The following is a 22456-nucleotide window of genomic DNA, read 5'->3' as shown; positions in this document are numbered from 1 at the left end:
GACCACGGCGGCGAGCGGCAGAAACGCCGGGCCCGCGCGTACCTGCTCGCAAACGCGTTTCCTCGGCCCCTTCCGACCAGTACCCTGTTCGCCACTGTGCGTGAGGATCTGCCGATGCTACGCGGGGGAACAGGCGGATGAGTGTCCGGGAATTGAAGCCTGAGGGCCGGCAGCCGGTGCGGGCCGAGGACGAGGACGAGCAGCGGCGGCTGTCGGTGTTCCACCTCGTCGGCCTGGCGGCTGGGGGCATGATCGGTTCCGGCTGGCTGCTGGGCGCGGACGACGCGTTCCGCCGGGCCGGTTCGGACGCCTACCTGGCCTGGGTGTTCGGCGGCCTGCTCATGCTGCTCATCGCTGCGGTCATGGTCGAGTTGGGCACCGTCGCCCCCAAGACCGGCGGGCTGATATTCCTGCCGCTGCAGAGCAGCGGCGCGCTGGTGGCGACGGTGGTCGCGGCCGGCCTGTGGATCTTCTACGCGATCAACCTCTCCAGTGAGGCCGTCGCGATGACGAGAGGCCTGTCCTGGAAGGTCCACGGGCTCCTGGACTCCTCCCAGGCGCTCACCCTCAAAGGCTGGGGCTACGCGCTGGTGTTCATGGCGGCGATCTCCGCGGTGAACCTGGCGACCCCGCGGATCTTCTTCAGGATCAACTCCTGGCTGACGGTGGTGAAGGTCATCGTCCCCGTCCTGACCGTCGCGCTGCTGATCACGGCCGGCTTCGACCACCACAGTGGCCACGCGAGTGGCGGCGGCACCGGAAAAGGCGCCGGCGCCGCCTTGGCAGCGGTCGTCGGCAGCGGCGTGATCTTCGCCTACGTCGGCTTCCAAGGACCGCTGGACTTCGCCGGGAACATCAAGCGGTGGGGACGGGGAATCGGCGAGGCGGCCCGGCTCCGCAGGGCGGTCTTCGGAACGATCATCGGGGCGATGGTCCTGTACATATCGCTTCAGGTCGTCTTCACGAAGTATCAGGCGTCCTACTGGAGTCCGGCCGACATCGAGCCGTCGCCCTATGCCCAGTTCGCCTTCGCCCTCTCCCTGTGGTGGCTCGGGTGGCTGCTCAGGATCGGCGCCGTGCTCTCACCCATGGGCGCGGGACTCGTCTTCGCCCATGCGCTCACCCGCGAGGTGGCGGCGCTCAGCCGGGCCCATCTCACGCACCGCGGGCTGCAAACCGCCCGCAAGGCCTCCCTGAAGCGGCGGTACGACGTGTACTGGCTGGTCCTGGTCGTCGACTTCTTCGTCGCGAGCATCGCGCTGCTGGCGGTCGGCGGCAGCTGGAGCTCTCTCGTCGCGATTACCGGAGTCCTGACGCTGGTCGTCTACGCCGTCCCGGGCGTGGTCCTCGTGTCGCTCCGCGACCACCTGACCGGCTGGTCCCGCATGCGGCGCGGCGCCCGCGAGGTCCTGGCGCGGACCGGTTTCGCCCTGATCGCACTGATCCTCTACGGGGCGGGCTGGGCCCCCCTGTGGCGAGGCATGGCGACCCTCACGGTGGGCTGCACCCTGCTGCTGTGCCTGCCGATCCTCGCCCGGTGGCTGCCCGCCTTCGGCCGGATGTACGACGCCAAAGTGCACGTGACGCTGTTACGGCACTGGCGCACCAGTCCCGCCGCCCAGGCCGGGCTCTGGCTGATCGGCCATCTCGCGGTGCTGACGCTGCTGACACTGCTGGGCGATTCCTCGGTCGGAGTCCTCCCCAAACTCCTGGGGGGCTTCCTGGCCGTCGCCGCGGCGCTCGCGGCCTTCGAGGGCTTGGTCAGCGCGTCCAGACGTCATATGGCCGAAGTGGCGCCCATGCTGCCGGCTCCGGGCACCGGCCGCCCCGCCGCGGCCGCTAACGCAGCGAACGAATGACCTCCGTGGCCTCCGCCTCGAATCCCCTGCCGCGCAGCTCCTCGACCGCCTCCTCCCGGCGGTTGGTGTCGGACCAGCGGCCCACCGTGGCACGGAGCAGGAAATACCTGTCCTCTTCCTCCATCGTGCTGGTGCGCAGCCGGTCGACGACCAGCGCCACGCCCTGAGGGGTGACACGCTGCTCGTTCTCCAGGCATCGTTCGAGCAGGTCCCAGCCGTCGCGGGGCAGCTCTGCGCCGTACAGGCAGGCGGCGATCTCGGCGATGACCGCACCCGAACCCCGGCGCACCCCGACGGAGTGGGACGGGTCCGCCAGCTCCTTGCAGGCCAGATCGACGGCCTCGGCGCGGCCATGGCCCCGCAGCCCTCTGACGTACTCGACGAAAAGCCCGGCGTCGGCGCCCTGTTCGAGGACGCGCGCGGCCAGTTTCTGGGCGATCGTCTGCGCCACTCGGTTGCGGTCCCTCGGCCGCTCGATCCTGACCAGCAGATCGGCCAGCTCGGTTCCGGAGCGGCTGTCCGTGTGCGCCGCGGCGGCGATACGCAGCAGCCTCCTGCATTCCGGCTGGGCGTTGAAGTTGCCCAGGACCGTGTCCAGGTAGTCGAGTTCCACCGGCGAGCGCGGCCCGGCCGCTCGCGCCGTCCCCCTGGCCACGATGTCGGCGAGCAGGTCCTTGGTCGTCCTGGTGAGAGCCTCTGAGCGGTGCCAGGTGATGACGATCTCCGCCAGGTGCTCCACGTTGTCGCGCGATGCTGCGTACTCGCGGATCAGGACGCACTTCTCGACGGCCCCCTGCCTCGCCAACTGGCCGCAGATTTCCGCGATGTCATGCTGGGACAGCCGTTTGCCGACATGCTCCACGAGAGTGTCGGGGCTGTCGGTCCGGGTGGCGATCAGATGGGCGACGATCCGTCTTGTCTCGGGTACGTGATCCGGAATCCGCAGCTGTGCGTCGACCCACTCCTCCAGGATCCGCTCGGAGGGACTGAGCTGGTGGAGCGCGCCGGCGAGATCCTGGAACTCTCTGGGAACGGTGTACGAGGCCAGCAACGGCACGTGCACGTGCTCGGTGATCGCGACGAGGGTCAGCCGGAGGAGCTCGGCGGCCTCTTCCCCGCACCTCTCGTCACGCAGCGCGATGTAGAGGAGAGCCTTGTCGAGATTGGTCCGCCCCGAACTCGGCGTGGTGAACACGCGCAGCGTCCTGTCCACCAGCTCGCGCTTTCCCGCGTCACGGCACTCCCGGACGAAGACGGCCACGTCGAGCACTGTCCGCTGGCAGGCGATGTCATGGATGACGCCGTCTGTCAGCCGCGGGTACCGGCCCTCATTCGCGCGCTCGGCATCCCATTGCCGAATGGCGAGTTCCGCGGCATGGATGATGTTCCGGCTCAGCGCCGCCGTGGCCACCATGTTGACGGCGTCCCGGTAGTCGAAACTCACCGCGCATTCGATGAGCCGGTCGATGGTGCTGAGCATGGCGAACGCGTGCAGGGCCCTGATCGCGTTGGCGGGCCGGGGCCTCTCGCTGGTCTCGGTGACGGGCTGCTCGCCCTCCCGCATGGCCTGCATGCGCTCCCTGAAGTCGGCGACCGAGCACTTGGTCACCCATTCATAGCCGAAGCGCCACGGCTCCGTCGCACCGTCGTCCCCGGAACGTCTGGCCACACCGGAGCCCGCGGCCTTCTGGCCCTCCGTCATACGCGCAGTGCCTTCTCCACCTGGTTCCAGTAGCGGGCAAAGGCATGGGGCGAGTTGAACGCCTGGTTGGCCCTGACGTCGATGTGCCGCGCGAGATGCCGGCTGGCCTCATCCGGCCTGGAGCTGAGCAGAGCCACCACGTCGCCGGTCTTCCGCTCGTCCTTCAGCAGTTCGTCGAGGCGGGAGTCCCGGTCCATCAGCAACGTCTTGACCCAGTCCGAGGGCTCGACCGGGAGCTGCGGGACCGGGTCGCGCTTCTTGAGCTCCATCTGATTGGTGAAGAGCGGAGTGCCGTCACGGGCGTCGTTCAGCGACATCCTCGGTACCTGGTGCTGGGCTCCTGTGCAGTTCTCCATCTCATTCTTCACCGCCTCCCGCAAGAGGCCGATGGTGAGCTGGTGATTGTGGTCCTTCGTGCCATCCTGCAGTACGTGCAGCAGATGCCCGCTGAACGGTGTGCACTTCGCGAGATTCCCCGGCAGGGCCGAGCAACCGTCAGCAGGCGCGAAGTTGGCATTCTTGACGGCCGTGAACACACAGGTGCCCTCGTCCAGCGCGCCCAGGACTCCGGGAAGGACGGGCTCCTCCCCCAGCTGAGGCAGCAGGTTCGAGTAACAGCAGTCGGCGATCAGAACCTTCAGCCTCGCCCTGGCCTTGCGCATGACGCGGTAGACATACCAACTGGAAAGCCAGGTCCATGGCTTGTCCCGGTAGGACGAGCCCACGGAGAAATGGACCTGCGCACCGGGAACGTCACTCCAGTACTGGCCGTGGCCGACATACACCACCAGGAAGATGTCGTCGGGCCCCGTCTCGTCCGCGGCCTCCTGCAACGCCCTCATCACGCCGTCAGCCGTCTGGACCTCGTCCTCGGTCAGGACCCGGCAGCAGTCGGTCCCCCACATCTCGTCGCCCGCGAGAACCTCGCCGTACATACGCGCGCTCGCACCGATCGGCGGATGGCCGTCCATCCCCGAATCGGCGGCGTACCTCGCCGGTCCTATCACCACCGCACGAGACGCCATCTCAGCCGTCCAGCCCTTCCGCCGTCGGCCCCGCCGCCACGTCCGGTACGGACTGGGTGCCGACCGAAGTCTCGGGCGGATCCAGCCGCTCACCGCGCCAGCGCTCGACAACCCGCTTCACGGCATCCACTGCGGCAGACACGGTCATCTCGGTCGCCTTGCCGACGACGGCCACGAGGACGATCTCGACGATGCCGCCGGTCAGCACCCTGCCCTCGTCGACGGCCGACGAACGCCAGGACAGACCGGTCTCCGCCTCCAGCTCGTCAAGCATCCGGTCCGGATCGTCCAGACCAGTCGGCCCCTTGACGGTCACCGAGATCCTCGTAGCCATGCCAACGCCCCCGCCCTGAGCTCAGGTCTACACCCAGAACGCCAAAACCGGTTCCGCGGTTCCCGTTTCAACGCCGATACCAGAGTACTCACGGGGGCAAGCCGCCCCAGTCCGATCAGCCTGCCTCAGCCCCGGCCGCCCAGAGCCTGTCCGGCGGATCTTTCCAGACAAACCACCCAGGTCAAGTGTGATGTCGTGATCCATCCTGCCGATCCGATCCGGATCGCATGGAGGGCGCGGATCGGGTAGGAAAGCGGGCGTGACGCGCAGGCGGCTCACCGGCCTCGGGCGCCAAGCATCTGCGCCGCTCCTTCACCAGCCGCACCGGCCGCCCCCTGCCGGGCGTTGGCTGTGCTGAGTCGCAAGGTGCGGAGGGGGCGTCGACCTTGGTCATATTCTCACCCTCCGCTGAACTTCGCCTTTCATGGTGCGGTTACCTTTCCAGCAGAGTCAAGGTCAGCTTTGCAGTCAGGAGACCAGTAGGGTGAAGCGACGCAACATAGGCGGCAGGTTCTACGCCCCGCTGGTCAGCGGGCTCCTGGCCCTGTCGGTAGGCGGCTGCGGCATGAGCGGTGGGAACGCAGCTCACCCGGCGGCCACCTCGTCGGCGTCCGCCAGCGTCGGCGGCACGCCCGGGACCGCGTCGCACGTCACGGCTGACCCTGCCGCCTGGCAGAAGTGGGGCCTTACGCCGCTGCTCGCGACTCCCGAGCCCCCGGCGGACAAACCCATCAAGCTGTCCGCGACCGGCCCGGTTCCGGTCTTCACGTACGTACCGACATCCCAAAAGGTCGTCTTCATCACCATCGACGACGGACTGGAGAAGGACCCCAAGTTCATCGAGATGATGCGGGACCTCAAGATCCCGATCACGATGTTCCTGATGAACGACGCCATCAAGTCGGACTACGGGTATTTCAAGCCGCTGCAGGCGATGGGCAACCACATCCAGAACCACACCCTGCACCATCCCGCGATGAACACCATCCCGCTGGCCCGCCAGAAGCAAGAGGTGTGCGGCGACCAGAAGGTCCTCACGCAGCAGTTCGGCACCGCCCCGTTCCTCTTCCGACCGCCCTACGGGGCGTACAACAACAACACCAAGATCGCGGTGGGAGAATGCGGGCCGCGAGCGATCGTCTGGTGGCGCGAGTCCATGCAGGTACGCAATATGCAGTACCAAAACCCAGGCAAGAAGCTGCGTCCCGGCGACATCATCCTCGCCCATTTCCGCGGTCCTGCGGAGCTCAAGGGCGCCACCATGACGGAGATGTTCGCGAATCTGCTCAAGCGTATCCAGGAACAAGGCTTCGCGGTGGCCCGCCTGGAGGACTACATACAGCCGCCAGCCGGACACTGAACCGACCAGAAATCAGTGTGCATCGCCGCCGTGGCACTCTTTCGGCCTCGGGATACGGGCCGCGCGATACGCGCCGCGGCTGGCTGGATGGGTGGGAACCTCGCCCGACATTTCCCCATCTATCCTGACAGACATCGCATCCCGTAGTTCTGCGAGAGACCTTGAACCCGGGCCCGATCGGGCATCCGGCGACATTGCGCCCTCTAGGACGGTGTCTCGGGGAGAGAGGTTCACTCCTCACCGGAAAGTCGGGTCAAAGGTCAAGGAAAGCCCCGGGCAAGCCCTCGCGACGGTGCGTGGGCACGTGCCGGGCGGAGAGCGCAGGCAGGAAGCAGCCCATGGGTCTGACGAGCAACAAAGTGCTGATGCTGGCGGTCGTGATCGCCGCCGTTCTGTTCGCCGGTACGGTCTGGCTGTGGCCGCGGCTGGCGCGGCAGAACTGGCGGGCCGTCCTCGGGCGGGTCGGCCTGCTGCTCGCCACGCAGCTTGCGGTCTTCTCCTCGGTGGGACTCGCCACGAATCAGGCCTTCGGTTTCTATGCGAGCTGGGCGGACCTGTTCGGTCAGGAGAACGGCCAGGGGGTGGTCGTGGATCACATAGCCGGGGGCAGTAACAGCCCCATCCAGGTGGTCTCCACGTCCCGGGTCATCGGTGTGAGCAGTTCGATGCCGCAGGTGGCCGGGCAGGTCCAGAAGGTCGACATCATCGGTCGTTCGACCCATCTGTCGACGCCGGCGTTCGTGTACCTGCCGCCGGAGTATTTCCAGTCGCAGAACCGCGGGCGCAAGTTCCCGGTGTCGGTCGTGCTGACCGGTTACCCCGGTACGGCCCAGGCCCTGGTGGACAAGCTGCATTACCCCACGACGGCGCAGCAGCTGGCCAAGCAGGGGAAGATGCAGCCGATGATCCTGGTGATGATGCGGCCGACCGTGGCGCCGCCGCGGGACACCGAGTGCGTCGACGTTCCCGGTGGCCCGCAGGCCGAGACCTTCTTCGCGAAGGATCTGCGTGACGCGGTGATGGCGCACTACCGGGTTGACAAGACGCCTGCCAGCTGGGGCATCGTCGGCGACTCGACCGGTGGTTACTGCGCGTTGAAGATCGCCATGCACCACCCGGGTTCGTACGCGGCCGCCGCGGGCCTTTCGCCGTACTACAAGGCGCCGATCGACCCGACCACCGGGGATCTCTTCCACGGCAACAAGAACCTGCAGAACCGTGCCGACCTCTTCTGGACGATCAAGAATCTGACCGCGCCCGAGACGTCGCTGCTCGTCACCAGCAGCAAGGTCGGTGAGCACAATTACAAGGACACGCTCAAATTCATCAAGAGTGTGCAGGACACGAACGTGACCAGGATTTCGTCGATCATCCTTCCCAGCGGCGGGCACAACTTCAACACCTGGAAGCGGGAGATCCCCAGCACGCTCCAGTGGCTCAGCTCGCGACTGGTCGCCCACTGAACCCCCTGGGCCCGACACCCCGTGAAGCCGGACATGTGGCCGGCCGCAAACAGCCCTGCAGGCACTCGAACGCGAGGCGTCCACTTCCCACACGACGAGTTCGCGCCGTCGAGCGCGGTGCGGTCGGAAAGCTGCATGACGGCGGCGGAGACCTCTGGAAAGACTGGTTCGAGGTTGGCACGCTGGTGGATGTTTCCCGGTGTCATGCCGTATCCCGATGGGGCGGGATCGGCCGCGCACGGCTGGGTGGAGGACCAACGCTGGACCCTGGCCCGGGTGGCCACGGTGATCGCGCGGCGCTTCCACGTGGGCTTCAGCCCGGCGCAGAACTGGCGCGTCCTGCACCCAATGGGCTTCACGGCACAGGTCCGCTTGCGCCGGGCCGCCGAGCGCGACGAAGGTGCCGTGGCGACCTGGATCGGGGAAACCTGTCCCCGCGTGGAAAGACGGTGAGGGAGGACCCAGGATGCGTGGCTGTGCTTCGCCGACGAGGCGGGGCAGGTGCTCCGCCCGCCGTAAGGCGCGCGGCCGCACGTCCCGCCTCACAGTCCGGGCCGGAGGGTCAGGACGTATCTCTCTCGCCGGCCTGGTGTGCGGCAGGCCGGGCCGGCGCACCCGGTTCGTCTTCCAGATGCTGATCCACCGCTGCTGCAAGGTATCAAACACATGCAGTACCAGCCCGGCCTGCTCGACGGCTTCATCGCCGAGACCGGACTCATCCCAGCCCAGACATGACGTCGCCCCGATCCGAAAGCCTCAGTAGCAGCCGGAAGGCCGCACTTCGAGCACGGCACCGGCGGCGGTGGCCACAAGCAAGATCACTGCAAGGGCGCGCCGTACTGCGGGGGGCCACTCGAGCACTGCGTCGGCGGCGGTGGCCATGAGCAAAGTCACCGCAAGGGTGCGCCGTGCGGTGGGGGGCCGCTCACGCCACGTTGCGGTTGGCCACCCGGGCCAGTTCGCTTGTGCCTGGCCGGGGCCGTAGAGCCCGTCGGCCCCGGTGCTGTGGCGCGGTACGGGCTTCAGCGGTTCCTGTCGAGGAGCGCCCGGCAGGGTGCCTCCGCTGGTTCCTGGCCTCGTATCCGCTGTGCCGGACAGGGAGTTCTTGTACCCGCGATATGCCTCACCCGGCCACCATCCCAGCAGCCGCCGGGGCAACTCGTTGGCCAGGCTGGACCGAAGGAGGTTCAGCCGGGTGCGTACGGTTCGGCAGGTGGCGCAATTGCGCAGGTGGGCGTGGGCGTCGCCGTGCACCGGCAGGTAGGCGGAGATCAGGATGTCCTCTCCGTGCAGCAGGCAGTCGGTGTGGCCGCCCTGCTGCAGATGGAGTGCGGCCTGGGCCCGGCGCAACGCCGCCAGCGCGGATCGGCACCGGTTGGGCAGCTGGGCACGGGACAGCCCGGTCACGTCGGCCACCACGTCCGGAGATTCGTATTCGACCTGCGTGTGCCAGAGGAGGCACCGGTCGACGGCGGGCAGCCGCTGGTAGGACTGCACGAGTCCGCAGTCGTCGTCCAAGGGCCACAGCGCGCCGTACGACACCCACATGCGGAATCCGGAAGACAGCTGGTGGGGATCGATCTCGACGGCCGCGCGGCGCACCGAGGTCAGCAGTTCCACTCGCAGGCATGTGCCCTGCAGGCCGGTCGCGGCGCGCGACCCTCTGGACACCTGATCGCGCAGTCGTGAGAAGGCGTGCGCCGATAGGTATCTTGCCAGCTCGGGCTGGGCAACGCAGGTCAGTGCGTACGCGTGGACGGCGGTGGCATGGCGGTGACGGACGGCCTCGAACCAAGGGATCCGGTCCAGGTCGACCGCTCGCAACAGGACGTGATCGCCGGGGAGTTGGACGCTGGACGGCGGGCGGGGGGTGGCAGTGGTCATGGCTGCTCTCCGGAGGAAACGTACACGGCCCGATCTGATTGATGGTGTCCGACGGAGCGGAGTCACCGCAGTGGCTGCTCCAAGTGCGACAAGAAACGGGACTCTTGAAGGCCTGGCCGGGTCTTCTCGGCCCGGCGGGCGATCCCCCGGACCTTCGTCGCGGCTTCACTGCGTCCCGTCCGGCTTCGAAGATGGGTTCCGAGGCAGGGAGCAAAGCGCCGACGGCCGTTCGGCACATCAGCCTTCAATGGGGATACCGGTCGCGACGAATGTGTCATAGGGCGGTCATCGCGGCGGCTGCCAGAATCAGCGGCTGCGCAGAGCCAGTTCCAGTGCGAGGCAGGTGTCCGGATCGGACAGGGCCGGCCCGAGCAGGGCACGCAGTCGGCGCATGCGGTAGCGCACCGTCTGCGGGTGGACCTTCAGTGCCCGGGCGACCTCCGGCGCGGCACGCCACTGGAGCCATGCCAGCAGCGTGGCCTCCAACTGCTCCCGGCGCAGCGGAGTGCACACGTCCAGCGGTTTCAGCAGGGCCGCGGCGAGTGATTCTGCCACCTTCCGGTTGTGCGCGAGGATCCAGCCGGCCGGATGGTCCGCGGCGTGATGGACACCTTGCGCTGTCCGTCCCAGCTCCGTCAGCACATGCTCCGCCCAGCGCAGCGACGTTCCGGCGAGTGGGAGGGGGACGTTCGGGCCGACGACGGCAGGGGAGCCGTAGAAGGCGGGGCCGAGTGCGGTGGCCGCGTTGCGGCCGGGGCCGGGGCCGGATTCGGCTTCGGATTCGGCGACGAGCACACGTACCCGGTCCACGGACACCTGCCGCAACACGCGACAGCCGTTCGGGACATGGATGCTCGCACGGACGTCGCGGGAGACGACCGCCTGCACGGACTGGGGCAGCGGCCAGCGGGCGGCGGTTGCGAGGTGTTCCAGATCGCTTCGCTGGAACGTTTCTTCACTGGTGAGGGCCGCGAACAGCCGTTGCCGGGCAGCGCACAACTCACCGCCGGAGCGCGGTGCCGACGGATGGAGGGTTGCGTCTTCGGGGCCCTTCGACGGGCGGGTGACGTGGGGCATGGGGACAGGGCGTGGGAACAGTGGGGGGCTCCCTGGTGTGGCCGGTCATGGGGTGGTGCCATTACCTCAGGCCTCGGGAGGCAGTGCCAGCGGTCCCGGGACACGCTGTGTTGAATGTGTTGAACGTCCGGGTGCGCCTCAGCGAAGGCAGGACCGCCTCAATGGCCGTAGGGGCGCGGGCGTGCCGACGCCGGGCCCTGCGGCAGCAGGCCCCGCGTCTGCTCCAGCAGATCGATGGCCGGCCTGGCGCGGCCGAAGGCGCCGACCTGGCGCAGCAACTCCTGCAGTCCGCCCGCCATGTCGGCGCTGCGGAGCAGGGAGAACTCGGTGAGGACCCGCCTGAGCGTGGCACATGCTTCCTCCAGGCGCCCCAGCCGGAGCTGGGCATGGGCCATGCTCAGCATGAGGACGGCGCGGAAGCGGCGGTCCGTCGGCGGGACGTGCCGCAGTGATGTGCGCAGCAGCGGCAGCAACTTGCCGGGGCGGTGGTGAAAGGCGAGGACCTGAGCCCGTTGCCAGTGGTACACGGCCAGCTGCCACTCGGAGATGGTGCAGCGGGACAGGTTCTGCTGGGTCGCATCCAGGCAGCGATGGGCGGCGCGCACATCGTCGACGGCCGCATACGCCATCGCGAACTCGCCCTGTGCGAAGGAGACCGTGTCCGGAGCACAGGCGGTGAGCAGGGCCTGGGCCGAGTCGGCCAGGTGCGCCGCCTTGCGGTACTGGCCCAGGTCGAGCGCCAGCGTGGCCGCCCTGGCCAGTATCGTGACATACATCGTCCGGTCGTCCGCGTCTCGGGCCAGCTGCGCCGCGATGCCCACGTAGCGCTGGGCGAAACCGTAGTGGCCGTTCTCGAAGTGCATCAGCGCCAGCCGCAGCGTCAGTTCCGCGGCCCTGGACATCAGGGCCGTACGAACGCCGTCGGCCATGGGGGAACGCAGCCAGACGGCGACGTCGTCCGCGAGGCAGGCGGCAAGCGCGCTGGTGCCGTGGCCGCCGCCGAACGCGTCCCAGACCTCGTGGTAGAACCGGCCCATGGCTTCCAGGGCATCGACCTCACTCGCCCCGATCCGCCAGGACGGGCCTGCGGTGGGCGGCCGGTGCACCGGACCGCGAAGGCAGGTGCCGCCCGCGCCGCCGTCGTCCGCCCAGTCCGTCGACGGCCAGTCCTCGGCCAGGAGTGTCCGGCGCATCGACTCCCTGAGCACGGGGTCGAGATGAGCCTTTCGGAGTTCTCCGAGGCTCGCCGTGGGATCGGACGCTCCCGGCAGCGCGGCTCCCGACGCGCCTGAGGGCGCGAGTCCGGCGTCCTCGACGGTGACGGTACGGCCGAGCTTGCGCGAGAACGCCTCCGCGGCCAGCTCAGGGACAGGCGGCCGGGGGCAGGCGCCCCGGACCCAGTGGGCGACGGTCGTCCGGTCGTAGCTCAGCCGGAGCCCGGATGAAGCCCCGAGGGTGTTGACGGCGCGAGCCAGCGCCTCGTAGGTCCAGTCCGCCTCGCGGATCAGCTCGCGCAGCCGGTCGTTCGGAGTGCGGGGATCGGTTTTGCTCATGGCCTGTCCTGTGGGGGAGAACGGCGTCGGAAGCGGAGGCACGAGCGACCGCACGCCCTGAGGGGCTTGCGGGTTGTGACACTCCATGGACTCTGCGGTGGTCTCCGGCTGCCGGAGCATGCCCACCGTCTGCGACGATTATCTAGGTATGTCAAGCCTTGGTGCTGGTCAGGACTCTTCCGATGTTCAAGGGAAGTGCGGCACGTTGGGCCCGGCCGCGGGGCATGGCGGGCTCGACAATCTTTGCAGACGGTCACGTCCAGCAGAGCGAGGACGGCCGGCAGCAGCCAGGACAGCCGGTCGCACTACTGCGGCGTGACCAGGCCTGTCGCGTTCCATGTGACCGCCAAGTGCCACGCCTACGAGCCGGCCCACCGGGAGCTGATGAGCTGCGGAGCGTGCACGGCGAAACCCCGCCTACCTGGTCTACTACCGGCGTCACGCCACGCAGAGTGCGTATTTCTGAGCGAAAGCCGGGAGAACTGAGCAACTATTGACACCTGGGCTGTTCATGCGTCACCGTGCCGTGCATGAGTCCTGCAGCAGGGCCACTCCCGGTTCGTGAAGAAGGCGGTCCATGTCATGAACAGACGCGTACTCGCACTGTCCGGTGCCTGCGTGGCGGGCGCGCTCACCCTCTCCGCGTGCGGTGGGGGCAGCGGATCGGGAAACGGGGAGGTGACACTGAAGCTCGTCGCGGCGGATTACGGCGACAAGGCGTCCAACAGTTCATCCCTCTACTGGAGGGACGTGGCCAAGAGATTCACAGCCGCGAACCCCAAGATCAAAGTCGATGTCCAGGTCATCAACTGGAATGACATCGACGCCCAGGTCAAGACCATGATCCAGAGCGGCGACGTGCCCGACATCCTGCAGACGGGCGGATACGCCGACAAGGTCGCCGACGACCTGCTGTACCCCGCGGAGGACGTGCTGTCGGTCAAGACCCGTAGCAACCTCATCCCTGGCTTCGCCAAGGCGGGCGAGGTCAAGGGCGTCCAGTACGGCATCCCCTTCGTCTCCTCCGCCCGTGCCCTGTTCTACAACAAGGCTCTCTTCAAGCAGGCAGGAATCGACCAGGCGCCCAAGACCTGGTCCGAGCTCACCGCGGACGCCCAGAAGATCAAGGCGAAGGTCCCCGGTGTCACCCCGTACGCGCTCCCGCTCGGCCCCGAGGAGGCTCAGGGCGAGGGCCTGATCTGGGAGCTGGGCAACGGCGGCGGATACACCGACGTGACCGGGAAGTACACCCTGGACAGCCCGCAGAACGTCGACACCTTCAAGTGGCTCAAGTCCAACCTCGTCGGCCCCGGCCTCACCTACGCCCACCCGGCCACCACCGACCGCAAGACCGCCTTCGCCGACTTCGCGGCAGGCAAGGCCGCCATGCTCAACGGCCACCCTTCGCTGATCCAGATGGCCAAGGACGGCAAGGTCGACTACGGGGTGGCACCCATTCCGGGCAGGGACGGCGTCCTGCGGTCCACGCTCGGTGTGGCGGACTGGATGATGGCGTTCAAGGACAACGGCCACAAGGAACAGATCAAGAAGTTCCTCGACTTCGCGTACTCCAAGGAGAACACGCTGAAGTTCGACGAGACCTACAACCTGATGCCGGTCACCCAGGACACGCTCGACGAGATGCAGGGCAACGGCAAGCACAAGGACCTGCAGCCCTTCTTCAACCTGCTGCCGAACGCCGTCTTCTACCCGCTGGGCGACACCACCTGGGACGCCGTCTCCGCGGACATCAAGAAGAACGGCGGCACCGCCGTCAGCGGTGACTCCGCCAAGGTCCTGGGCGACCTGCAGAAGTCGGCCGAGGCCACGGTCGCCGACCAGAAGTAGTCGGCTCGCCCACCCCACCGCAGACACCGGAGGGTCCTTGTGTCCATCCACTCGTCCACCTCGCCGGTCCGCGCGGCCCGAAGCGCCCGAACCTCCCGGCGCTCGGGGTTCGCCCGGCTCGGACCGCTGCCCTGGATCGGCCCCGCCGTGCTGCTCATCCTGCTGGTCGTCGTCTGGCCCGTCGTCGAGATGGTGCGGACCTCGTTCCTGCGCATCAGCATCAGCGGCTTCACCCGGGGCTCGGCCGGACTCGACAAGTACCGCAAGCTGTTCGACGAGTCCTCACTCCCCTCCGTACTCCTCGCCACCGTCATCTGGACCCTCGCCGTGGTCGCGCTGACGATGGTGCTGTCGCTGGCACTGGCGCAGCTGTTCCACCAGAAGTTCCCGGGCCGACGCGTCACCCGCTGGGCGCTGATCGCCCCGTGGGCCGCATCGGTGGTCATGACGGCCATCGGTTTCAAGTGGATGCTGAACCAGACCGCCGGCGTCCTCAACACCGCCATGACCGACCTGGGCCTGATCGACGGGCCGAAGGACTGGCTCGGCGAGCCGGGTACGGCCTGGCCGTGGATGGTGTCCGTCGCGGTCTTCGTCTCCCTCCCGTTCACCACGTACACGTTGCTGGCCGGTCTGCAGACCGTGCCGGAGGAGGTGTACGAGGCGAGCCGTGTGGACGGCAGCGGCACCTGGCAGACCTACTGGCGGATCACCCTGCCTCTGCTGCGGCCGGCCTTCCTCGTGGGCGTGGTGATCAACCTGATCAACGTCTTCAACTCCTTCCCCGTCATCTGGAGCATGACCCACGGCGGTCCGGGCAGCGACACGGCCACCACCACCGTCTTCATGTACCAGTTGAAGGACTCCGACATCGGCGAGTCCGCGGCGATGTCCGTCGTCAACTTCGCCCTGGTCGTGATCATGGTGGTCGCGTTCCTCAAAGCCAGCCGCTGGAACGAGGAGGAGAGCTGATGGCCCAGCAGACCGCTGCCCCTGACGTCCGCGCCACCGCCGCGCACCGGCCTGCGCACACCCCTCACGCAACCCCGCCCCGTCGCGGACCGCGTCCGCGGACCGTCCTCGTCGCGGCCGTCGCCTGGCTGCTCGCCGTCGTCTTCCTGCTTCCCTACGCCGAGATGGTGATCACCGCGCTGCGTCCGGCCGACGAGCTGCGGGATCCGTCGTACCTGCCCCACCACTTCGAGTGGGCCAACTTCATCGACGTCTGGCACGACTCCAACCTCGGCGCGAACCTGCGGGTGACCCTGCTCGTCGCAGCCGGCTCCACCCTGCTGGTTCTGCTGGTCGCCCTGCCGGCCGCGTACTACACGGCCCGTATGCGCTACCGCGGACGCAGGCTGTTCCTGCTGCTGGTCCTGGTCACCCAGATGTTCCAGCCGACGTCCCTGCTGGTCGGCCTCTACCGCGAGTTCTACCAGCTGGACATGCTCAACTCGGTGTGGACGCTGATCCTGTGCAACGCCGCCTTCAACCTGGCGTTCGCCATCTGGATCCTGACCGCCTACATCGGCTCCATCCCGGTGGCGCTGGAGGAGTCCGCGATGATCGACGGGCTGAGCCGCGTCGGCGCGCTGGTCCGGATCACCCTGCCACTTGCCCTGCCCGGCGTGGTGACCGCGATGATCTTCACATTCATCGCGGCCTGGAACGAGTTCGTGATGGGTCTGACCTTGTCGACCGTGCAGGAGAGCCAGCCGCTCACCGTCGGCATCAACAGCTTCATCGGCAACTACACCGTGCAGTGGAACTACCTCTTCGCCGGCTCGGTGATCGCCATCGTGCCCGTCGTCGTCCTCTTCGCCTTCATCGAGCGCAAGGTGGTCTCAGGCCTGACGGCCGGGTCCGTCAAGTAGCCCGCCGGTCCGCCGGTGGCGCCCATCCGCACCTCCCAAGGAGACCCTTCACATGTCTGTCCAGGACACCTCCCTCACCTCGGCCGAGATCGCCTCGCAACCGGACGTCTGGCGGCAGGCAGCCGCAGCGGGCGTCTCCCTCTCGCAGGGACTGCCCCGTCGTGGTGAACGCGTCGCGGTCATCGGCTGCGGCACCTCGTGGTTCATGGCTCACGCCTACGCGCGGTTGCGGGAATCGGGAGGGCACGGCGAGACCGACGCCTTCGCCGCCTCGGAGTTCCCCGGCCACCGCTCGTACGACCGGGTCCTGGCGATCACCAGGTCCGGCACGACGACCGAGGTCCTGGAGGTGCTCGGCGCGCTGAAGGGCAACGTGGCGACCTGTGCGCTGACCGCGGACCCGGCCACGCCGGTACTGAACGTCGCCGACGCCGTCTCCGTCCTGGACTACGCGGACGAGGAGTCGGTCGTCCAGACCCGGTTCGCCACGAGCGCGCTGGTGCTGCTGCGGGCTCATCTGGAGGCGGAGGGCGCCCTGTCGGTGGGCGTACGGCCGGTTGCCGACGCGATTGCCGACGCGGAGACGGCACTCGCCGAACCGTTGGGTGAGGAGCTGACCCGCGGTGCGCAGTTCACGTTCCTCGGCGCCGGCTGGACCTATGGTCTGGCCCTGGAGGCCGCGCTGAAGATGCGGGAGGCGGCGGGCGCCTGGACCGAGTCCTACCCCGCAATGGAGTACCGGCACGGACCGATCAGCATCACCGGTCCCGGCCGCGCCACCTGGGTGTTCGGCCCGGTACCCAAGGGGCTGGCGGAGGACGTGGAGCACGTGGGCGGCACGTTCGTCGCGCGCTCCGGCGACGCGGCGGGCGACATCGATCCGCTGGCGGACCTTGTACGCGCACAGCGCCTCGCCGTGCTCATCGCCCAGGCGCGGGGCATGAACCCGGACCGTCCCCGCAACCTCAGCCGCTCCGTGATCCTGAAGGACGACGATGACTGACCGGCCGGTTCCGGCCGGCTGCGTGATCGCACTCGACGTCGGCGGCACGACCATGAAGGGCGCGGTGCTGGATCGTACCCTCACACCGCTGGCCGCCCTGCACCGCCCGACGCCTCGGCACGCCGGTCCCGACGCCGTGGTGGCCGCGATCACCGCCGCGTTGTCCGGGCTCGCGGACCGCGCGACGGCCCTCGGCCGCGCTGTCCGGCAGGCGGCGGCCGCCGTACCCGGCATCGTCGACGAGACCGCCGGTCTCGCCGTGCACGCCGCCAACCTCGGCTGGTCGAACCTGCCGCTGGCACAGCACCTCACCGAGGCCCTGGGGCTGCCGGTCGTCCTGGGCCATGACGTGCGGGCCGGGGGGCTCTCCGAGTACCGGGTGGGCGCCGCGCGCGGGATCACGGACTTCCTGTTCGTACCGGTCGGCACCGGCATCGCCGCCGCCATCGTCTGCGACGGCCGGCCGCTGCGAGGCCTTGGTCACGCGGGCGAGCTCGGCCATGTCGTCGTCGATCCGAAAGGCCGCCCCTGCGCGTGCGGTTCACGGGGCTGTCTGGAGACCGTCGCCTCCGCCGCGGCGATCGCGGCCGCGTACACCGAGCGCACCGGGCACCACGTCCACGGGGCCGCCGGGGTGGCGGAGCGGGTCACGCGGCGGGACCCGGTGGCGGTGGCCGTGTGGGACGAGGCCGTTCAGGCGCTCGCCTCTGCTCTCGCCGTGGTCAGCACGGTCCTCGCCCCCGAACGGATCGTCGTCGGCGGAGGCCTGGCCGAGGCCGGGAACCTGCTGCTGGCCCCCCTGCGGACACACCTGGAGCAGCGCCTGACGTTCCAGCTCCGACCCTCGGTGGTCCCTGCCGAGCTGGGCGACCGGGCCGGCTGCCTGGGCGCCGGCCTCCTCGCATGGCAGGCCGTCGGCCACGAACCGTCCGCCGTCTCCGGCCGGGCGGGACAGCGATCGGAGGCCATGGCACCGTGATCCTCACCGTGACTCTGAACGCGGCACTGGACATCACCTATGTCGTCGACGCGCTGGTACCGCACTCTTCCCACCGGGTGCGCACCTACTACGAGCGCGCCGGCGGCAAAGGCATCAACGTGTCCTCCGTGCTGGCCGCGCTCGACGTGCCGACGGTCGTCACCGGACTCATGGGGGGCGCCACCGGCGAACTGATCCAGGACGGGCTGCGGAGGGCAGGCCTGCGCGACGAACTGGTACCCATGTGGAGCGAATCACGTCGCACAGTCACCATCGTGTCGCGCGCCGAGGGCGACGCCACCGTCTTCAACACTCCCGGCGCGGAGGTCGGTCCCGCCGTTTGGGCGGGATTCACCGCCCGGTTCGCCGAGCTGGCGCGCGAGGCGACCGTGGTCGTCCTGTCCGGGAGTCTGCCGCCGGGACTGCCGGCAGACGCCTATGCCACGCTCGTGCGCCTGAGCAGCCAGGCCGGGACCGCGACCGTGCTGGACACCAGTGGCTCGGCGCTCCTGGCGGCGCTCCCCGCCGGCCCCACCCTGATCAAGCCGAACGCGGCGGAACTCACCGAGGCCACCGGCGAGCAGGACGTGGCCGCCGCAGCGGAGTCACTGCGCCGCCTGGGCGCCCGCACCGTCGTCGCCTCGCGGGGAACCGAGGGCTTGTACGTGGCCACTCCGCGGGGAACTTGGCAGGCCGCTCCCCCGCGCCCGGTGTCCGGCAACCCGACGGGTGCCGGGGACGCCTGCGTCGCCGCCCTGGCCGCCGGACTGCACTACGGGACGCCCTGGCAGCAGATCCTGGCGGAGGCGGTGGCCCTGTCGGCCGCCGCGGTCGCCTGCCCGACGGCCGGACAGGTCGACAAGGCCGTCTACGAGGAATTCCGCACCACCGTCTCCGTGGAGAGAACCCATGCCCCTCGTGCCCACTGACCACATCATCGGCCCCGCACGCGCCGGATGCTCGGGCGTCGGCGCGTTCAACGTCGTACAGATCGAGCACGCAGAGGCCATCCTGGCAGGGGCCGAACACGCCGGTCTGCCGGTGGTGCTGCAGATCAGCGAGAACACCGCGAAGTACCACAGAGGACTCACACCCCTCGGTCTCGCGTCGCTTGCCTTGGCACGCCGGTCGGGTGTGCCCGTCTCCGTCCACCTCGACCACGCGGAGTCGGAAGCCCTCGTGCACGAAGCGGTCGAACTGGGCTTCACGTCCGTGATGTTCGACGCATCGAAGCTGCCCTACGAGGAGAACCTGGCGGCCACCCGGAAAGTCGCCGCGCACTGCCACGAGGCGGGTGTGTGGGTGGAGGCCGAGCTGGGCGAGGTGGGCGGGAAGGACGGTGCGCACACGCCCGGGGTCCGCACCGATCCCAGGGAGGCACAGGCGTTCGTAGCGGCGACCGGCGTGGACGCGCTGGCGGTGGCCGTCGGCAGTTCGCACGCGATGCTGACCCGCGACGCAGCCCTCGACTTCGGCCTCATCGCCCGCCTGCGCCAGGCCATCGACCTGCCACTGGTGCTGCACGGCTCCTCGGGCGTGAGCGACGAGGATCTCGCCAAAGCCGTCGCGGCCGGCATGACCAAGGTGAACATCTCGACCCACCTGAACAAGATCTTCACCGGGGAGGTGCGCGCACGGCTGACCGCGGCGCCGCAGGTCGCGGACCCGCGCAAGTACCTCGGCCCGGCCCGGGACGCCGTCGCGGCGGAGGTCGCGAGACTGCTGGGCGTGCTTGCCGGCCACTGAGCGCCGAAGTCCTGAACCGCCGTCGGCCGCTGACTGCTGCCGGCAGCGGTTCAGGACTTCGGCGCCTGACTCAGCCGGCGATCCAGGCTGCGGGTGAGGTAGTCGGTCATGGCCTCCACGGGCCTGTCGGCTTTGCGGCGCGGGCTTTCGGCCGGTGCGGCACGAGTGTGCGCCGGGCGTCGCGACGGGGCGAATGTTGCCTGTCGGGGCACTGACTGCTGGACGGGCTGTGAAGGCTGCCGAGCCGCCCCGACCGGGCCGCCAATGACCAGGTGATCCCGGGCCTGGAGGCACTCAGAAGGCACTCACGGAGCGGCACGCCTACCGCGCGATGGACCTCCGCAGCAAAGCCGACACCCAACGCGTCGAGCAGGAAGCGGTGTTCCCTGCGATTGCCGCCGAGGGCGACGGCCTGGTTGGGCTGGTTGGGCTGGTTGGGCAATGCTGCGGTAGGCCCACACGGGTGTCACGGAGCGGGCGGGGTACTGAAGGGGGCGCTCCAGGTCTGGTTGGGCTGGTGGTCGCCGCAATGGTAGGTGCTGACGGTGGCGTTGGCATCATTCAGGGCGCCACCGGAGATGTCGGCGCACAGGCCGTTGGCCTGGAGCTGACCGGCGCGGTTGTAGGTCCAGATCTGCTTGGGGTCACCGCTGTTGCAGGGGGAGAGTTTGAGGCCGGTGCTCTCGCCGGAGACGCACAGGCTGCTGTCGCCGAGGGAGGCGATCAGGCCGTCGCCACGGCGTTGCCACTGCTGGTTGTTGTTGCCGGTGCAGGAGTAGAGACCCACGGTGGCGCCGTTGCCGGCGCCTTGATGGGCGTCGAGGCAGTAGGCGAACTGTTGGAAGCCGGGCTGGGCGGCCTGGATCTGGCCGACCGGGACGGCCGCACCGCAACTTCCGGGGGCGATGGTGTACATCGCGTTGTCGTGGGAGCCGATGGTGGCGGTGATGGAGCCGGTCACGGAGCTCGTCGTGCCGGTCCAGAGGTCCTTGGCGGTGCGAGTACAGGCGAGGTTGGCGAAGCCGACGCGGGCCAGGTCGAGGGTGTAGGTGGTGGCGGTGGAGTTCTTGTTGAGGACGACCACGGCGCGCGAACCATCGGCCAGCGGCTTGACGACGACGTCGACGCCGGAGGAGTCGGTCGCGCCCTGCCGGGAGGCGAGGTACCCGCCGGCCGTGGTGTCCTGGTCGACTGCGATGATGTCGGCGTTCTTGAGGATGTTCAGCTGCGGAGCGTAGGTGACCGGGTCGGCAGCCATCTTGCGCACGTCGGTGCTGATCATGAGCGGGGAGCCCATGGCCGACCAGAGGGCGAACTGGCTGCGCTGCTCGGCGAGGGAGAGCTGGTTGTTGTCACCGATCAGCAGCATGTCGGCGTCGTTGTGGTTTCCCGGGCCGTTGTAGCGGGCCAGCGCGACGGTGTCGGTGAAGTTCTGCAGGACACCGCCTTCGTAATAGTCGTGCACGTGCGGCCAGTCCCAGGCGGACTTCATCGGCTTGCTGTCGTGCCAGACGGCGATGTCAGGGCTGACCCTCCACATCTGGCCGAGTCCGCGCACCCAGTCCATCACGCTGTACTTGGTGCTGGACTCGGGGCCCGAGCCGGCGGGAGCCGACTCGTTGAACAGGATCTTGCGGGAGTTGGAGGAGGTGGCCGTGCCGAGTGCGTTCGCCATGGTGGTGAACTCCTGCTGACGGTTACTCCCGGTGGTCCCGCAGTTGTCGAGCTTGAGCGAGTCAATGCCCCAGTGCGCCAGGGAGTTGGCGTCCGACTGCTCGTGCCCCATGACGCCGCCGGGCACGCCCTGGCAGGTGTTCACACCGGAGGTGCTGTAGAGGCCGGCTTCCATGCCGAGGCTGTGCACGTGGGAGGCGTAGTCGGTCAGCTCCGAGTCGAACCCGGGCTGGGTGGTGCCGCCCCAGTGGGCGGCGCCGTGCAGGTAGCCGGCACTGTTGCGCTGCATCCAGCAGTCGTCCACGGTCAGGTTGGTGTAGCCGGCAGCGACCAGGCCGGTGTCCTTCATGGCCTTGGCCTGGTCCTGCATGAACTGCTGGAATGAGTAGCCCTCCCGCGTCCCGTCCAACCGGGCCTGAGCGGTGCAGCCGAATCGGGCCCAGTTGTTGAATCCCATCATCGGCTTGGCGCCGATCGGGGCGTTGGTGTTCGCGGCCACGGTGTCCGCCACCGCCTGTCCGGGGGTGGCGCCCGCCAGTCCGGCGGCGGTGAGCAGGACTGCGGATCCGAGGCCGAACAGTCGTTGATGCCATCTCATACGATGCTCCGAGCACGAGGAAGTGAAAGAAACTGCTCTATATAGATGCTGAGTGAGCAATTTTGAGCAAACGATGGCGGTTGGCGAGGGGGGAGTCAAGGGCTTTGCACCGGGAAATTGTCCGACCCTGTCGCTGGCACACAAGCCTCTCGCTGACTGTGCAGGGGTGAGGTCGTGGGGCCTGCAGGGGAGGCGACGAGGACTGGACCGGTCGAGCATCTTTGGGGTACGAGATCGAATGGCATCGCGTTGGCTTGCAGCAACACATGTACCCACAGCGTGGATCTTGGGCGGCCTTCGTCCGAAGTCCGGCCTATACTCAGCGCGGCGGTGGCCGTGCTCGGCACATGAGTCCAGACGGACGCCAGGTGGTCCGAGGTCCGCCGATCAGCACATTGCGTGCCTGACCTGCGGATTTCCGCGTTGCTCCCCCAGGCCACGACAGGTGCACCGGACCCAGACCAGCAATGGCCTGGT

Annotated in this window: 18 protein-coding genes; 11 read left to right on the top strand and 7 right to left on the bottom strand. The window is 68.5% G+C overall.

Features of this window, described 5'->3' with window-relative positions:
• Window positions 1-137 precede the first annotated feature (137 nt).
• Window positions 138-1859 carry an APC family permease gene (locus tag AB5L52_RS43960; RefSeq protein ID WP_369368630.1) on the top strand — a complete coding sequence of 574 codons (1722 nt, stop codon included), beginning with the start codon at window positions 138-140 and terminating at the stop codon, window positions 1857-1859.
• Here the strand turns inward: AB5L52_RS43960 and AB5L52_RS43955 are convergent.
• The 3 genes from AB5L52_RS43955 to AB5L52_RS43945 are packed head-to-tail and all read right to left on the bottom strand — an operon-like array spanning window position 1840 to window position 4920.
• Complete coding sequence (locus tag AB5L52_RS43955; RefSeq protein WP_369368629.1) at window positions 1840-3561, bottom strand: hypothetical protein; 1722 nt, start codon at window positions 3559-3561, stop codon at window positions 1840-1842. The two genes, AB5L52_RS43960 and AB5L52_RS43955, sit on opposite strands and share 20 nt — an antisense overlap.
• The gene (locus AB5L52_RS43950; RefSeq protein WP_369368628.1) at window positions 3558-4586 is read right to left on the bottom strand and encodes a hypothetical protein; all 1029 of its coding nucleotides are present in this window, start codon (window positions 4584-4586) and stop codon (window positions 3558-3560) included. Before AB5L52_RS43950 ends, AB5L52_RS43955 begins: the two co-directional genes overlap by 4 nt.
• A 1-nt stretch (window position 4587) precedes the next feature.
• Window positions 4588-4920, bottom strand: a complete 333-nt coding sequence (locus tag AB5L52_RS43945) for a hypothetical protein (protein WP_369368627.1) — start codon at window positions 4918-4920, stop codon at window positions 4588-4590.
• A 484-nt stretch (window positions 4921-5404) separates the two neighbouring features.
• Between AB5L52_RS43945 and AB5L52_RS43940 the strand changes: the two genes are divergently transcribed.
• The 3 genes from AB5L52_RS43940 (at window position 5405) to AB5L52_RS43930 (ending at window position 8196) form a co-directional block, all read left to right on the top strand.
• On the top strand, window positions 5405-6280 hold the full coding sequence (locus AB5L52_RS43940; protein WP_369368626.1) for a polysaccharide deacetylase family protein: 876 nt from the start codon (window positions 5405-5407) through the stop codon (window positions 6278-6280).
• 338 nt (window positions 6281-6618) lie between these two features.
• Window positions 6619-7743 (top strand): alpha/beta hydrolase-fold protein, encoded by a 1125-nt coding sequence (locus AB5L52_RS43935; protein WP_351580968.1) that lies wholly within the window; start codon window positions 6619-6621, stop codon window positions 7741-7743.
• 135 nt (window positions 7744-7878) lie between these two features.
• On the top strand, window positions 7879-8196 hold the full coding sequence (locus tag AB5L52_RS43930; protein WP_369368625.1) for a winged helix-turn-helix domain-containing protein: 318 nt from the start codon (window positions 7879-7881) through the stop codon (window positions 8194-8196).
• A 303-nt stretch (window positions 8197-8499) separates the two neighbouring features.
• On the opposite strand, the gene AB5L52_RS43925 is transcribed toward AB5L52_RS43930, so the two are convergent.
• The 3 genes from AB5L52_RS43925 to AB5L52_RS43915 all read right to left on the bottom strand — a co-directional run bounded on the left by AB5L52_RS43925 (window position 8500) and on the right by AB5L52_RS43915 (window position 12257).
• On the bottom strand, window positions 8500-9627 hold the full coding sequence (locus tag AB5L52_RS43925; protein ID WP_369368624.1) for a hypothetical protein: 1128 nt from the start codon (window positions 9625-9627) through the stop codon (window positions 8500-8502).
• A 306-nt stretch (window positions 9628-9933) separates the two neighbouring features.
• A complete protein-coding gene (locus AB5L52_RS43920; protein WP_369368623.1) occupies window positions 9934-10704 on the bottom strand; it encodes a helix-turn-helix domain-containing protein in 771 nt (256 codons plus the stop codon).
• Window positions 10705-10862: 158 nt separating this feature from the next.
• Window positions 10863-12257 carry a hypothetical protein gene (locus AB5L52_RS43915; protein WP_369368622.1) on the bottom strand — a complete coding sequence of 465 codons (1395 nt, stop codon included), beginning with the start codon at window positions 12255-12257 and terminating at the stop codon, window positions 10863-10865.
• Window positions 12258-12839: 582 nt separating this feature from the next.
• Between AB5L52_RS43915 and AB5L52_RS43910 the strand changes: the two genes are divergently transcribed.
• Genes AB5L52_RS43910 through AB5L52_RS43880 form a run of 7 tightly spaced genes read left to right on the top strand, consistent with a single transcriptional unit; the run spans window position 12840 to window position 19707 of the window.
• On the top strand, window positions 12840-14105 hold the full coding sequence (locus tag AB5L52_RS43910; RefSeq protein ID WP_369368621.1) for an extracellular solute-binding protein: 1266 nt from the start codon (window positions 12840-12842) through the stop codon (window positions 14103-14105).
• A gap of 39 nt (window positions 14106-14144) precedes the next feature.
• Window positions 14145-15077: a carbohydrate ABC transporter permease gene (locus AB5L52_RS43905; RefSeq protein WP_369368620.1), complete on the top strand. Its 933-nt coding sequence runs from the start codon at window positions 14145-14147 to the stop codon at window positions 15075-15077.
• The gene (locus tag AB5L52_RS43900; RefSeq protein WP_369368619.1) at window positions 15077-15979 is read left to right on the top strand and encodes a carbohydrate ABC transporter permease; all 903 of its coding nucleotides are present in this window, start codon (window positions 15077-15079) and stop codon (window positions 15977-15979) included. Before AB5L52_RS43905 ends, AB5L52_RS43900 begins: the two co-directional genes overlap by 1 nt.
• Before the next feature lie 52 nt (window positions 15980-16031).
• Window positions 16032-16982 (top strand): sugar isomerase, encoded by a 951-nt coding sequence (locus tag AB5L52_RS43895; protein ID WP_351579344.1) that lies wholly within the window; start codon window positions 16032-16034, stop codon window positions 16980-16982.
• Window positions 16975-17961, top strand: a complete 987-nt coding sequence (locus tag AB5L52_RS43890; protein ID WP_369368618.1) for an ROK family protein — start codon at window positions 16975-16977, stop codon at window positions 17959-17961. The genes AB5L52_RS43895 and AB5L52_RS43890 overlap by 8 nt, the downstream gene beginning before the upstream one ends.
• 8 nt (window positions 17962-17969) lie before the next feature.
• Window positions 17970-18890 (top strand): 1-phosphofructokinase family hexose kinase, encoded by a 921-nt coding sequence (locus tag AB5L52_RS43885; protein WP_369368617.1) that lies wholly within the window; start codon window positions 17970-17972, stop codon window positions 18888-18890.
• Window positions 18871-19707, top strand: a complete 837-nt coding sequence (locus AB5L52_RS43880) for a ketose-bisphosphate aldolase (RefSeq protein WP_369368616.1) — start codon at window positions 18871-18873, stop codon at window positions 19705-19707. Before AB5L52_RS43885 ends, AB5L52_RS43880 begins: the two co-directional genes overlap by 20 nt.
• A gap of 466 nt (window positions 19708-20173) precedes the next feature.
• Here the strand turns inward: AB5L52_RS43880 and AB5L52_RS43875 are convergent, their stop codons facing one another.
• A complete protein-coding gene (locus tag AB5L52_RS43875; RefSeq protein ID WP_369368615.1) occupies window positions 20174-21979 on the bottom strand; it encodes a ricin-type beta-trefoil lectin domain protein in 1806 nt (601 codons plus the stop codon).
• Window positions 21980-22456: the final 477 nt, after the last annotated feature.

The sequence above is a fragment of the Streptomyces sp. CG4 genome, from assembly GCF_041080655.1.
Lineage (GTDB): Bacteria > Actinomycetota > Actinomycetes > Streptomycetales > Streptomycetaceae > Streptomyces.
This window is presented reverse-complemented; position numbering and strand designations above follow the sequence as displayed.

Coding starts and splice junctions, on each gene's coding strand:
- AB5L52_RS43960 (WP_369368630.1), top strand. CDS start 138: ATGAGTGTCCGGGAATTGAAGCCTGAGGGCCGGCAGCCGGTGCGGGCC.
- AB5L52_RS43955 (WP_369368629.1), bottom strand. CDS start 3,561: ATGACGGAGGGCCAGAAGGCCGCGGGCTCCGGTGTGGCCAGACGTTCC.
- AB5L52_RS43950 (WP_369368628.1), bottom strand. CDS start 4,586: ATGGCGTCTCGTGCGGTGGTGATAGGACCGGCGAGGTACGCCGCCGAT.
- AB5L52_RS43945 (WP_369368627.1), bottom strand. CDS start 4,920: ATGGCTACGAGGATCTCGGTGACCGTCAAGGGGCCGACTGGTCTGGAC.
- AB5L52_RS43935 (WP_351580968.1), top strand. CDS start 6,619: ATGGGTCTGACGAGCAACAAAGTGCTGATGCTGGCGGTCGTGATCGCC.
- AB5L52_RS43930 (WP_369368625.1), top strand. CDS start 7,879: ATGACGGCGGCGGAGACCTCTGGAAAGACTGGTTCGAGGTTGGCACGC.
- AB5L52_RS43925 (WP_369368624.1), bottom strand. CDS start 9,627: ATGACCACTGCCACCCCCCGCCCGCCGTCCAGCGTCCAACTCCCCGGC.
- AB5L52_RS43920 (WP_369368623.1), bottom strand. CDS start 10,704: ATGCCCCACGTCACCCGCCCGTCGAAGGGCCCCGAAGACGCAACCCTC.
- AB5L52_RS43915 (WP_369368622.1), bottom strand. CDS start 12,257: ATGAGCAAAACCGATCCCCGCACTCCGAACGACCGGCTGCGCGAGCTG.
- AB5L52_RS43910 (WP_369368621.1), top strand. CDS start 12,840: ATGAACAGACGCGTACTCGCACTGTCCGGTGCCTGCGTGGCGGGCGCG.
- AB5L52_RS43900 (WP_369368619.1), top strand. CDS start 15,077: ATGGCCCAGCAGACCGCTGCCCCTGACGTCCGCGCCACCGCCGCGCAC.
- AB5L52_RS43895 (WP_351579344.1), top strand. CDS start 16,032: ATGTCTGTCCAGGACACCTCCCTCACCTCGGCCGAGATCGCCTCGCAA.
- AB5L52_RS43890 (WP_369368618.1), top strand. CDS start 16,975: ATGACTGACCGGCCGGTTCCGGCCGGCTGCGTGATCGCACTCGACGTC.
- AB5L52_RS43880 (WP_369368616.1), top strand. CDS start 18,871: ATGCCCCTCGTGCCCACTGACCACATCATCGGCCCCGCACGCGCCGGA.
- AB5L52_RS43875 (WP_369368615.1), bottom strand. CDS start 21,979: ATGAGATGGCATCAACGACTGTTCGGCCTCGGATCCGCAGTCCTGCTC.